Origin of the sequence: Streptomyces sp. NRRL S-1022 (genome assembly GCF_000720135.1) — a bacterium.
Taxonomy (GTDB): Bacteria; Actinomycetota; Actinomycetes; order Streptomycetales; family Streptomycetaceae; genus Streptomyces.
Window position 1 is genome coordinate 1 of the sequence record NZ_JOIU01000028.1, and the last position, 12,472, is coordinate 12,472.

The following is a 12,472-nucleotide window of genomic DNA, read 5'->3' on the forward strand; positions in this document are numbered from 1 at the left end:
GTGTGCGGTGCAGCTTAGACACCTCCACCACACCGGAGGTCTTCGCCATGATCAAGACCCCGGCCCTGTTAACAACGCTCGTGATCAATACACCTAGGCGACGGGCACATCAGCCAGTACTCGGAGCACCGCGTCCCCAACCTCATGGTCACCTGCACTGAGTCGTGGCCGGGTCTCATGGACGCCTGTGAGGCAGCGATGCGCGCTGTGTTCCCGGACAACAGGGTCTGCCGAGTCCGCAGGTCCGGCTGCAGCAACGTGAAGGTCTACTCGAAGCACCTGCACTGCCTCTTCCCCCAGCACGGCCCCGGCAAGAAGCACGAGCGGCCCATCGTGCTCGAACCCTGGCAGCAGGCCATCGTCGACGCGCACCCCTGGGAGTTCGTCCGGGGGCTCATCCACTCGGACGGCTGCCGGATCACCAACTGGACGACACGGATGGTCGCCGGCGAGCGCAAGCGGTACGAGTATCCGCGTTACTTCTTCTCGAACAAGTCGGACGACATCCGGAAGCTGTTCACGGGCGCTCTCGACCTGGTCGGCGTCGAGTGGACGACTCTGGCCCGCGGGAGTGACCCGTTCAACATCTCCATAGCCCGCAAGGCATCCGTCGCCCTCATGGATCTGCACGTCGGGGCCAAGTACTGACAGGGACCCGTCACCGAGGGCTGTCGTCCTCGCCGATGTGGTGGACGCGGACCATGTTGGTGGAGCCGGAGACGCCGGGTGGGGAGCCGGCCGTGATCACGACCACGTCGCCCTTCTCGCAGCGGCCGTACTTCAGGAGCAGTTCGTCCACCTGGTCGACCATGGCGTCGGTGGAGTCGACGTGCGGGCCGAGGAAGGTCTCGGTGCCCCAGGTGAGGCTGAGCTGGGAGCGGGTGGCCGGTTCCGGGGTGAAGGCCAGGAGGGGGATCGGGGAGCGGTAGCGGGAGAGGCGGCGGGCGGTGTCTCCGGACTGGGTGAAGGCGACCAGGAACCTGGCGCCGAGGAAGTCGCCCATGTCGGCGGCGGCGCGGGCGACCGCGCCGCCCTGGGTGCGCGGCTTGTTGCGTTCGGTCAGCGGCGGCAGGCCCTTGGCCAGCATGTCCTCCTCGGCCGCGGCGACGATCTTCGCCATGGTGCGTACGGTCTCGACGGGGTATTTGCCGACGCTGGTCTCGCCGGAGAGCATCACGGCGTCGGTGCCGTCGAGGACCGCGTTGGCGACGTCGGAGGCCTCGGCGCGGGTGGGCCGGGAGTTCTCGATCATCGAGTCGAGCATCTGGGTGGCGACGATCACCGGTTTGGCGTTGCGCCTGGCGAGTTCGACGGCGCGCTTCTGGACGATCGGCACCTGTTCCAGCGGCATCTCGACGCCGAGGTCGCCGCGGGCGACCATCAGGCCGTCGAAGGCGGCGACGATGCCGTCGAGGTTCTGCACGGCCTGCGGTTTCTCGATCTTGGCGATGACCGGGAGGCGGCGGCCTTCGTCGGCCATGATCCGGTGGACGTCCGCGGCGTCGTCGCCGCTGCGGACGAAGGAGAGGGCGATGATGTCGAAGCCGGTGCGCAGGGCCCAGCGCAGGTCGTCGCGGTCCTTCTCGGACAGGGCGGGGACGGAGACGGCGACGCCGGGCAGGTTCAGGCCTTTGTGGTCGGAGACGACGCCGCCTTCGCGTACGCGGGTGTGTACGCGGGGGCCGTCGATGCCGGTGACTTCGAGGCAGACCTTGCCGTCGTCGACGAGGATGCGCTCGCCGGGGGTGACGTCGGCGGCGAGGCCGGCGTAGGTGGTGCCGCACTGGTGGCGGTCGCCTTCGGCGCCGTCCTCCACGGTGATGGTGAAGGTGTCGCCGCGTTCGAGGAGTACCGGGCCTTCGGTGAAGCGGCCGAGTCTGATCTTCGGGCCTTGAAGGTCGGCGAGGAGGCCGACGCTGCGACCGGTTTCGTCGGCCGCTTTTCGCACGCGCTGGTAGCGCTCCTCGTGCTCGGCGTGGGTGCCGTGGCTGAGGTTGAAGCGGGCGACGTCCATGCCGGCCTCGACCAGTGCCTTGATCTGGTCGTACGAGTCGGTGGCGGGCCCCAGAGTGCAGACGATTTTCGCTCGGCGCATGAGTCGAGCCTATGGCTTACCTGCGGGTAGAGAATTGGTGTCGTATGACTGCTCAACAGACTTTGGGTGAAGCCTTATTGACAAGTGTTGAATTGTGCGGTGGTTCGCTCCTATGAGCGATGGTCACCAGATCGCAACCTTCCGGACCTGTTGGCGGAAGTCATGCTCAGGTCAGAATCTACGCGCGTTGTTGGACCACCGCCAAGGAGAACCGAGACATGCCGTTGAACCGCCGGAAGTTCCTGAAGAAGTCCGCCGCCACCGGAGCGGGAGTGGCGGTCGCCGGTGCGGCGGCGTCCCCGGCGGCCGAGGCGGCGGAGGTCACGAAGCCCGGGCACCCGGTGAAGCGGTACTCCCTCACCGTCATGGGCACCACCGACCTGCACGGACACGTCTTCAACTGGGACTACTTCAAGGACGCGGAGTACGCCGACAAGGCGGGCAACGCGATGGGCCTGGCCCGGATCTCCACGCTGGTCGAGCAGGTGCGCAAGGAGAAGGGGCACTGCAACACCCTGCTGCTGGACGCCGGTGACACCATCCAGGGCACCCCGCTGGCCTACTACTACGCCAAGGTGGACCCGATCACCGCCAAGGGCGGCCCGGTGCACCCGATGGCGCAGGCGATGAACGCGATCGGGTACGACGCGGCGGCCCTCGGCAACCACGAGTTCAACTACGGCATCGAGACGCTGCGGAAGTTCGAGGACCAGCTCGACTTCCCGCTGCTCGGGGCCAACGCGGTGGACGCGAAGACGCTGAAGCCGGCCTTCCCGCCGTACTTCATGAAGACGTTCCACGTGCCGGGCGCCAAGCCGGTGAAGGTCGCCGTGCTCGGCCTGACCAACCCGGGCATCGCGATCTGGGACAAGGCCTACGTCCAGGGCAAGCTGGCGTTCCCGGGTCTGGAGGAGCAGGCGGCCAAGTGGGTGCCGAAGCTGAGGTCGATGGGCGCGGACGTGGTCGTCGTCTCCGCGCACTCGGGTTCCTCGGGCACGTCGTCGTACGGTGACCAGGTGCCGTACGTGGAGAACGCGGCGGCGAACGTGGCCCGGCAGGTGCCCGGGATCGACGCGATCCTGGTCGGCCACGCGCACCTGGAGATCCCCGAGCTGAAGGTGGTCAACGAGCAGACCGGCAGGACGGTCGTGCTGTCGGAGCCGCTGTGCTACGCCGAGCGCCTGACCCTGTTCGACATCGAGCTGGTGTTCGCCAAGGGTCGCTGGGAGGTGGAGTCGGTCTCCGCGTCGCTGCGCAACTCCAACTCGGTCGCCGACGACCCGAAGATCACGAAGCTGCTCACCGACGAGCACCGGAAGGTCGTCGCGTACGTCAACCAGGTCGTGGGCCGGGCCACGCAGACCCTGACGACCGTCGAGGCCCGTTACCAGGACGCCCCGATCATCGACCTGATCACCAAGGTGCAGGAGGACGTGGTCAAGGCGGCGCTCGCGGGCACCGCGTACGCCTCGCTGCCGGTGATCGCCCAGGCCTCGCCGTTCTCCCGGACCTCGGAGATCCCGGCCGGCGACGTCACCATCCGGGACCTGTCGAGCCTGTACGTCTACGACAACACGCTGGTCGCCAAGTTGCTGACGGGTGCCCAGGTGCGTGCCTATCTGGAGTACTCGGCGGAGTACTACGTGCAGACGGCCGCCGGTGCCCCGGTCGACGTGGAGAAGCTGACCAACGCGGGCGGCCGTCCGGACTACAACTACGACTACGTGTCGGGGCTGTCGTACGACATCGACATCGCCCAGCCGGCCGGGTCGCGGATCAAGAACCTGACGTTCGGCGGGGCCCCCTTGGACGACGACCGGCAGTTCGTGCTCGCGGTGAACAACTACCGGGCCAACGGCGGCGGTGCCTTCCCGTACGTCGCCAACGCCAAGGAGCTGTGGTCGGAGTCGACGGAGATCCGTACCCGGATCGCCGAATGGGTGACGGCGAAGGGTGTTCTGGACCCGAAGGACTTCGCGTCGGTGGACTGGAAGCTGGTGCGCGAGGGCAAGCCGGTCTTCTAGAGCCGCAGGAGTGACAGGTCGACGGCGTCGGCGATCGCCTGCGCGCCGGCGTCGTTGACGTGCAGGCCGTCGCCGCTGTCGAACTCGGGGCGGATACGTTCGGGTTCGGCCGGGTCGGCGACGGCGGCGGCGTCCACGACCGCGTCGAAGGGGTGCGTGTCGCCGAGCAGCCAGGCGTTGACCTCGCGCCGCGCGGCCTGGCCCGCCTCGGTGTCGTAGCCCTCGTAGGCCGTGCCCCGGTAGGGGCCGATGACGGTGAGGCCGGCGGCGTGCAGCCGCTCGGCGAGGGTGGTGAGCCCGGTGCCGAGGTCCGCCGCGGTGGGGCCCTCGGCCGGTTCGGGGTGGGCGCGGAAGCCGGGCATGCCGAGGTCGTTGAGGCCGATGTGGACCAGGACGTGGGGGCGGGCTTGTTCCGGCCCGGGCCGTTCACCTTCCTTCGACGAGCGGGGTGAGTTGTCTGGGTCGTCCGGCCTGCGGGACCCGGGCGGCCGGCTGTTCCAGTCCGAAGGAGGTGAAGGCGGTGCGCTCCGGGAGCGGGTACGGCTCTTTGCCGGTGAGCGAGTTGAGGATGGTGGCGCTGCGCCAGGCGGCCAGGCCGAGGTCGGGGGCGCCGACGCCGTGGGTGTGCAGTTCGGCGTTCTGGACGTAGACGGAGCCGGTGACCGAGGGGTCGAGGTCGAGGCGGAACTCGGAGTCGATGCGTGGGCGTCCGCTGCTGTCGCGGCGGATGTAGGGGTCGAGTCCGGCGAGGAGGCGGCCGAGGGGGCGTTGCCGGTAGCCGGTGGCGAGGACGACGGCGTCGGTGGTGAGCCGGGAGCGGCTGTCCTGCTGGAGGTGTTCCAGGTGCAGTTCGATCGTGGCGGTGGCGATGCGTCCGGCGGTGCGGACGCGGACGCCGGGGGTGAGGACGGTGTCGGGCCAGCCGCCGTCCACGGTGCGCCGGTACAGCTCGTCGTGGATGGCGGCGAGAGTGCCGGCGTCGATGCCCTTGTGGAGTTGCCACTGGGCGGCGGTGAGCCGGTCGCGGACGGGTTCGGCGAGGGCGTGGAAGTAGCGGGTGTAGTCGGGCGTGAAGTGTTCCAGGCCGAGTTTGGAGTACTCCATGGGGGCGAACGCCTCGGTGCGGCCGATCCAGTGCAGCTTCTCCCGGCCGGGCGGGCGGTGCCGGAGCAGGTCCAGGAAGACCTCGGCGCCGGACTGTCCGGAGCCGACGACGGTGACGTGCCGGGCGGCGAGGATGCTGTCGCGGTGGTCGAGGTAGTCGGCGGCGTGGACGACGGGCACGCCGGGTGCGTCCACCAGGGGCCGGAGGGGGTCGGGGACGTAGGGGGCGGTGCCGATGCCGAGGACGATGTTGCGGGTGTGGGTGCGGCCGAGGGAGTGGGCTTCGCCTTCGGCGTCGAGCTGGGTGAAGTCGACCTCGAAGACGTCCCGTTCGGGGTTCCAGCGGACGGCGTCGACCTGGTGGCGGAAGCCGAGTCCGGGGAGGGACTGTGCGACCCAACGGCAGTAGGCGTCGTACTCGGCGCGCTGGGTGTGGAAGCGCTCGGCGAAGTAGAAGGGGAAGAGCCGTTCGCGGGTTTTGAGGTAGTTGAGGAAGGTCCAGGGGCTGGTGGGGTCGGCGAGGGTCACCAGGTCGGCGAGGAAGGGGACCTGGACGGTGGCGCCGTCGATGAGCAGGCCGGGGTGCCAGTCGAAGCGGGGGCGCTGTTCGTAGAAGACGGCGTCGAGTTCGGGGAGCGGGTGGGCGAGGGCGGCGAGGGAGAGGTTGCAGGGGCCGATGCCGATGCCGACCAGGTCGCGGGGGGCGGCGGGGTCGTGGCGTGGGGGGTGGGTCATGCGGGGGTGTTTCCTTCGGCGAGTTCGGCGAGTTCGGCGAGTTTGAGCAGCTGGGCCAGGTCGTCCGGCCGGGTGTGGGGGTTGAGGACGGTGACCTTGAGCCAGAGCCGGCCGTCGGCCTTGGCGCGGCCGAGGACGGCGCGGCCGTCGTGCAGCAGGGTGCGGCGGACGGCGGCCACGTCGGCGTCGTCGGCGTCGGCGGGGCGGAACAGGACGGTGCTGATGACGGGCCGGTCGTACAGCTCGAAGCCGGGGTGTTCGCGGACGAGCGCGGCGAACTCGCGGGCCCGGGTGCAGACCTGGTCGGCGAGGGCGCCGAGTCCGCTGCGGCCCAGTGTCTTGAGGGTGACGGCGATCTTCAGGATGTCGGGGCGGCGGGTGGTGCGCAGGGAGCGGCCGAGCAGGTCGGGGAGTCCGGCTTCGGTGTCGTCGTCGGCGTTCAGGTAGTCGGCGCGCTGGTGGAGGGTGGCGAGTTCGTGCGGGCGGGCGAGGGCGAGGAGTCCGGCGGCGACCGGCTGCCAGCCGAGTTTGTGCAGGTCGAGGGTGAGGGTGTGGGCGGCTTCGAGGCCGGCGAGTTTGTCGCGGTGCCGGTCGCTGAAGAGGAGGCCGCCGCCGTAGGCCGCGTCGATGTGCAGCCGGGCGCCGTGGGCGGTGCACAGGCCGGCGATCTCGGGCAGCGGATCGATGAGGCCGGCGTCGGTGGTGCCGGCGGTGGCGGCGACGAGCAGGGGGCCGGACAGCGCGGTGAGGGCCTGGTCGACGGCGGCCGGGTCCAGGGTGCCGTCGGGGGTGGGGATCACGACCGGGTCGGGCAGGCCGAGCAGCCAGGCGGCGCGGGGCAGGGAGTGATGGGCGTTGGCGCCGCACACGAGGCGCACGCTGCCGCCGTGCGCCTCGCGGGCGAGGAGCAGGGCGAGCTGGTTGGATTCGGTGCCGCCGGTGGTGACGAGGGCGTCGGCGAGGCCGGCGGTGCGGGCGAGGGTGCGGGCGACCGCGGCTTCCAGGGCGGATGCGGAGGGGGCCTGGTCCCAGGAGTCGAGGGAGGGGTTGAGGGCGCTGGCGGCGAGGTCGGCCGCGGCGGCCACGGCGAGCGGCGGGCCGTGCAGGTGGGCGGCGCAGAGGGGGTCGGCGGGGTCGGCGGCGCCCGCGGCGAGGACCTGTACGAGGGTGTGCAGGGCGTCGGGGTCGCCGGTGTCCGGCAGGACGTCGCCGAGGGCGTCGGCGACGCGGGCGGCGACGGCGTCCGGTCCGCCGGCGGGCAGCGGGCCGCCGCGCTCGCGGCCGCCGGCCGCGAGCGCGTCGAGCACGGTGTCGAGGAGGGGCCGCAGGGCGTCGGGGCCGCCGGGACCCGAGGCCAGGGGTGGCGTGCTCATGAACCCTCCTCCGCTCGCGCACCCCGCCTCGGTTCCGGGGCTTCCGGCTCGGGGGTGGAGTTCCAGCTTGTACCGGAAGGGAGCCCTGTGTCCCGAAAGCCCGGCGAACGGAACCCGAAAGTGTGTACTGCCGTGCCCGGCGGAGGTGTTGGGATTCTGCCGGGGGCTAGTCGCGGAAGTCGTCGGCGTGGTCCCGGGCCCACCGGGCGAAGGTGCGGGCCGGGGTGCCGGTGAGTTCGCGTACGGTGCCGGTGATCTCCGGGGGGACGCCGACGGTCTCGGCGAAGGTCCGCAGCAGCCGTTCGAGCATCTGCGGCGGCACGTGCGGGAACAGTTCCGGGCCCGCTTCGGCCGGGTCGGTCTCGACGAAGGCGAGTGTGCGGCCGAGGGCCTCGCCGATCGCCGCGACCTGGTCGGCGTTGCTGGTCGCCTCGGGTCCGGTGAGCCGGTGCACGGCGCCTTCGTGGCCGCTGTCGAGCAGGACGCGTTCGGCGACGGCCGCGATGTCGTCCTCGTGGACGGGTGCGGACAGTGCGTCCGCGAAGACGCCGCGGACGGTGTCGCCGGCGCGGATCTGCGGGGCGTACTGGAGCGCGTTGGTGGCGAAGGCGTTGGGGCGCAGGAACGTCCAGTCGAGTCCGCTGTCGCGGATGTGCCGCTCGGCGGTGGCGTGCATGACGTGGATGGGGTGGGTCTCGTCGGCGCCCTCCTGGACGATGCCGCTGGAGAGAAGCACGACGTGCCGCACGCCGTGCTCGCGGGCCGCCGCCAGCAGCGGGGCCGTGCATGTCTGGGCGTACAGGAAGAGCTGCGTCGCGCCGGCGAACAGGGCGGCGGGGTCGTCCGGCCGGAACGGCACCACCTCGGCCCGCTCGGGCAGTGCGGCCCGCCGCGGGTCGCGGGTCAGTGCCCGGACGGGCCGGTCCGCGGCGAGGAGACGGTCGACAAGGGCACGGCCGACGTTGCCGGTCGCGCCGGTCACTACGATCACGGTGCTGCCTCCGGTGCTCGGTTGATCGCTGACCGCCCGAGCCTAGGAACACGGCCGGTCCGCCGCATCGTCGGCAGGGACCAGCCGCGTCCTACGTCGCGGGACCTACGCCGTCCTGCTCGCCTGCCCGGCCCGCTGTCCGTCGCGCACGGTCAGGGCGCGGGACAGGTCGTCCAGGCGGTCGGCGAGGGTGCGGCGCAGGGCCGGGGTGAGGTCGGCGTCGCGCAGGCAGGCCTCGCCGAGTGCCAGGTTCTCGGTGTCGACGGCGTGGGCCGGGAAGGCCCAGCGGCCGGCGGCGACGGCGATGGCGGGGCCGCGGCGGGCGGCGAGGGCGACGGCGTCCGGGTAGAAGCGCGGTACGTACTCCCGTACCAGCTCGGCCTGTTCGGGCTGCCAGAAGCCCTGGGCGGTGGCGGTGAACAGGTAGTTGGACAGGTCGTCGCCGGCGAACATCGCCTCCCAGGCGGTGCGCTTGGCCGCCGGGTCGGGCAGCGCGGCGCGGCAGCGGGCGGCGCCCTCCTGTCCGCTGGCGCTCGGGTCGCGCGCGAGCTCGGCGGCGATGGCGTTCTCGTCGGTGGCGCCGAGCACGGCGAGCCGGGCGAGGATGCGCCAGCGCAGTTCGGGGTCGAGTTCGGGGCCGCCGGGGACCGTGCCGTCGGCGAGCCAGGCGGCGATGGTCTCGGGGTGGGCGGCGACGGAGATCAGGTGGCGTACGGCGATCAGCCGCAGGCCGGGGTGGTCGCCGTCCTCGGTGCGCCGCAGCAGGTCGCGGCAGAGCGAGGTGAGGGTGGCCAGGGCGGCCGGGCGGTCCTCGGGTGTCAGGTACTGGTCGGTGAGCTGGCCGGCGGCGAAGGCGAGGACGCCCTGGGCGACGGCCAGGTCGGTCTCGTGGGGCAGGTGGGCGCGGGCCGTCTCCAGGTAGGCGGCGGGCGGGAGTTCGCCGTCACGGACGGCGTCCCGCAGGGCGTTCCAGACGACGGCGCGGGTGAGCGGGTCGGGCAGGCCGGCCAGGGTGGTGCGGACGGTGTCGAAGGACGCGGCGTCGAAGCGGACCTTGGCGTAGGTGATGTCGTCGTCGTTGAGGAGGATCACGGCGGGGCGCTTGCCGATGGGCTGCGGGGCGGCCTGCGGGACGTCGAGGTCGATGCGTTCGCGCAGGACCAGCCGGCCTTCGCCGGCGAGGTCGTGGTCGTACAGGCCGGCGCTCAGGCGGTGCGGGCGGCTGCCCGTGCGGTCGGCGGTCAGGGTGCAGGTGCCGCCGGCGGAGTCGATCACGGGGGTGAGGGTGTCGACGCCGGTGGTGCGCAGCCAGCTGTCGGCCCAGGCGGGCACGTCGCGGTCGGTGGCCGAGGCGAGGGAGTCGATGAAGTCGGCGAGGGTGGCGTTGCCGAACCGGTGCCGCTTGAAGTGGGTGTTGATGCCGGCGAGGAAGTCCTTCTCGCCGAGCCAGGCGGCCAGCTGGCGCAGCGCGGCGGCGCCCTTGGCGTAGGAGATGCCGTCGAAGTTGAGCAGGGCGGAGGCGGTGTCGTCGACGTTCTCGGGGGCGACGGGGTGGGTGGTGGGCCGCTGGTCGGCGTCGTAGCCCCAGGACTTGCGGGTGACGCCGAACTCGGTCCAGGGGTCGGTGAAGCGGGTGGCCTCGGCGGTGGTCTGGTAGCCCATGTACTCGGCGAAGGACTCGTTCAGCCAGATGTCGTCCCACCACTTGAGGGTGACGAGGTCGCCGAACCACATGTGGGCCATCTCGTGTGCGATGACCATGGCGCGGGTCTGCCGTTCGGTGTCGGTGACGGCGGAGCGGTAGACGAAGTCGTCGCGGAAGGTGACCAGGCCCGGGTTCTCCATCGCGCCGGCGTTGAACTCGGGGACGAACGCCTGGTCGTAGGAGTCGAAGGGGTAGGGCTCCTCGAACTTCTCGTGGTAGCGGTCGAAGCACGCGCGCGTGATGTCGAGGATCTCGTCGGCGTCGGCGTCGAGGTGCGGTGCGAGCGAGCGGCGGCAGTGGAGGCCGAAGGGCAGTCCGCGGTGCTCGGTGCGCACCGAGTGCCAGGGGCCGGCGGCGACGGCGACCAGGTAGGTGGAGACGGGCGGGGTGGGCGCGGCCTGCCAGAGGCCGTCGCCGCGGTGCTCGGTGACGCCGTTGGCGAGGACGGTCCAGCCTCCGGGCGCCTTGACCGAGACCTCGAAGACGGCCTTGAGGTCGGGCTGGTCGAAGGCGGCGAAGATGCGCTGGACGTCGTCCAGGAACATCTGTGTGTAGACGTAGGTCTCGCCGTCGCTGGGGTCGGTGAAGCGGTGCATGCCCTCGCCGGTGCGGGAGTAGCGCATGACCGCGTCAACGCGCAGTTCGTGGGGGCCGGCGGTGAGGTTCTTCAGCGGCAGCCGGTCCTCGCTCAGCGACTCCGGGTCGAGCGGCTGTCCGTCGAGTGTGACGCTGCGCAGCTCGGCGGGCTTCAGCTCGACGAACGTGTCCCCGTCGGACCGCGCGGTGAACCGGATCGCGGTACGGGAGTCGAAGGTCTCGGCACCGGTGGTGAGGTCCAGTTCGACCGTGTAGCGGTGGACGTCGAGGAACTGTGCTCGGAGCTGCGCTTCGTCGCGCGTGAGTACGGACATGCAGGACATGCTGCCTGATGGGACCGGCAGCGCACAGGGGCGGATCGGTACATGGCTTTTGTCCCCTGTGCGCGCCCCCGTCCGGCCGCCGTGCCGGGACCCGGTCAGGGGCTGGTCGGGGGCTGGCCCGGGCCTGGAGGCAGGGCCTGGGCGGTCGCGGGTTCAGGCGTCGTGCGCCGGTTGCCCGCCGTGGGTGTCCTCGGCGATCCGCTCGTGGTGCCGGATCACCTCGGCGATGATGAAGTTCAGGAACTTCTCGGCGAACGCAGGGTCGAGCTTGGCGTTCTCGGCGAGGCTGCGCAGCCGTTCGATCTGCCGGGCCTCGCGGGCCGGGTCGGCGGGCGGCAGCTGGTGCAGCGCCTTGAGCCGGCCGACCTGCTGGGTGCACTTGAAGCGCTCGGCGAGCATGTGGACGACGGCCGCGTCGATGTTGTCGATGCTGTCGCGCAGCCGGTCCAGTTCCTGACGGACCTCGGGGTCGACGGCACCGTTGCCGGTGTTGCTGGTGGTCATGGGGGCCCACCCTATGCGCTGCGGCGGCCTGTTCCTACGGGATGTCCGGGGAGTGGATCAGGGGCGGATCGGCGGGGTCGGGGACGCGGTCGCTCCAGCCGCCGGGGACGGTACGGCCCTGCTGGGCGCGGAACCGGACGGGGGCGAGGCCCACGCGCCGGGTGAACAGCCGGGAGAAGTAGGCGGGGTCGTCGTAGCCGACGCGGCGGGCGACGGCCGCGACGGGCAGTGTGGTGGCGGCGAGGAGGTCCTTGGCCCGGGCGAGCCGGATGCCGAGCAGGTAGTCCTTCGGGGTGCAGCCGGCCGCCTGGCGGACCGCGGCGCGCAGCTCGGCGGTGGTCATCCCGTGCCGCGCGGCGTGGCCGGCGACGCTCAGCGGTGTGCAGGCGTCCCGGGCGAGGGCGGCCAGGATCTGCTCGCCGTCGGGGGCGAGGCCGGCGCGGGCGCGGCGCAGGGCGACGAGGAGTTCGTGGACGGCGGCGCCGGTCTCCACCTCCAGCATGGGGTTGCCCGGGCGGGCGGCCCGGGCGATGCGGGCGATGACCGCGCGGGGGCCGGCGGCGTCGGAGAGCGGGACGACGGGCCGGTCGGGTTCGATGCAGCCGAGGTCGCGGTAGGCGGCGGTGGCGGGTCCGGCGAAGTCGACGAAGCCCTCGTCCCAGCCGGTGTCCGGGTCGGGCGCGTAGTGGTGGGGCACGCCGGGGGTGAGCCACAGCAGGGCGGGCGCGGTGACGGCCGTACGGCGGCCGTCGGCGCCGCGGTACCAGCCGCGGCCCGCGCTGATCACGACGGCGACGTGGTGGCCGAGGATGCGCGGGCCGACCGTGGGCAGCGCCCCGTGCTGGAGGCCGACGCCGAGGCAGACCAGGCCGAGGCGGTGGTGGGCGGGGCCGGGGCTGAAGAACCGCATCCAGGTCCGGTACATCGGCGCTCCTTGCGTGTGCTGCGCGGCGCGTTTTTGTCCAAGCAGCGCCGATCCTCGTCCATGGCGCCGGCCGCCGGAAGGGGTGAGGGTGGAGGG

At 71.8% G+C, this 12,472-nt stretch carries 8 protein-coding genes and 2 pseudogenes; 2 read left to right on the plus strand and 8 right to left on the minus strand.

The genetic code is table 11. The features are described from left to right. Positions 1-87 precede the first annotated feature (87 nt). Positions 88-648: pseudogene (locus IG05_RS0133280) on the plus strand (helix-turn-helix domain-containing protein); the annotation flags it as partial. A 10-nt stretch (positions 649-658) separates the two neighbouring features. Here the strand turns inward: IG05_RS0133280 and pyk are convergent. Then, positions 659-2,095: a pyruvate kinase gene (gene pyk / locus IG05_RS0133285; RefSeq protein WP_030347784.1), complete on the minus strand. Its 1,437-nt coding sequence runs from the start codon at positions 2,093-2,095 to the stop codon at positions 659-661. A gap of 218 nt (positions 2,096-2,313) precedes the next feature. Here pyk and IG05_RS0133290 point away from each other — a divergent pair, with 218 nt between their 5' ends. Beyond that, a complete protein-coding gene (locus IG05_RS0133290) occupies positions 2,314-4,119 on the plus strand; it encodes a bifunctional metallophosphatase/5'-nucleotidase (protein ID WP_030347785.1) in 1,806 nt (601 codons plus the stop codon). Here IG05_RS0133290 and IG05_RS0133295 read toward each other — a convergent pair. From IG05_RS0133295 to IG05_RS0133325, 7 genes and pseudogenes are all read right to left on the minus strand, one after another. Continuing rightward, positions 4,116-4,520: pseudogene (locus IG05_RS0133295) on the minus strand (GDSL-type esterase/lipase family protein); the annotation flags it as partial. The gene IG05_RS0133290 and the pseudogene IG05_RS0133295 overlap by 4 nt on opposite strands. Before the next feature lie 25 nt (positions 4,521-4,545). Next, the gene (locus IG05_RS0133300) at positions 4,546-5,958 is read right to left on the minus strand and encodes a lysine N(6)-hydroxylase/L-ornithine N(5)-oxygenase family protein (RefSeq protein ID WP_030347787.1); all 1,413 of its coding nucleotides are present in this window, start codon (positions 5,956-5,958) and stop codon (positions 4,546-4,548) included. Further along, complete coding sequence (locus tag IG05_RS0133305; RefSeq protein ID WP_030347788.1) at positions 5,955-7,331, minus strand: pyridoxal phosphate-dependent decarboxylase family protein; 1,377 nt, start codon at positions 7,329-7,331, stop codon at positions 5,955-5,957. The genes IG05_RS0133300 and IG05_RS0133305 overlap by 4 nt, the downstream gene beginning before the upstream one ends. A 166-nt stretch (positions 7,332-7,497) precedes the next feature. Then, entirely contained in the window at positions 7,498-8,322 is an 825-nt protein-coding gene (locus IG05_RS0133310; RefSeq protein WP_030347789.1) for an NAD(P)H-binding protein, read from the minus strand. A 105-nt stretch (positions 8,323-8,427) separates the two neighbouring features. Beyond that, on the minus strand, positions 8,428-10,938 hold the full coding sequence (pepN, locus tag IG05_RS0133315; protein WP_030347790.1) for an aminopeptidase N: 2,511 nt from the start codon (positions 10,936-10,938) through the stop codon (positions 8,428-8,430). A gap of 162 nt (positions 10,939-11,100) precedes the next feature. Continuing rightward, positions 11,101-11,451, minus strand: coding sequence for a chorismate mutase (locus tag IG05_RS0133320; RefSeq protein WP_030347791.1), 351 nt, complete (start codon positions 11,449-11,451; stop codon positions 11,101-11,103). A gap of 34 nt (positions 11,452-11,485) precedes the next feature. Continuing rightward, on the minus strand, positions 11,486-12,376 hold the full coding sequence (locus tag IG05_RS0133325) for a helix-turn-helix domain-containing protein (protein ID WP_030347792.1): 891 nt from the start codon (positions 12,374-12,376) through the stop codon (positions 11,486-11,488). Positions 12,377-12,472: the final 96 nt, after the last annotated feature.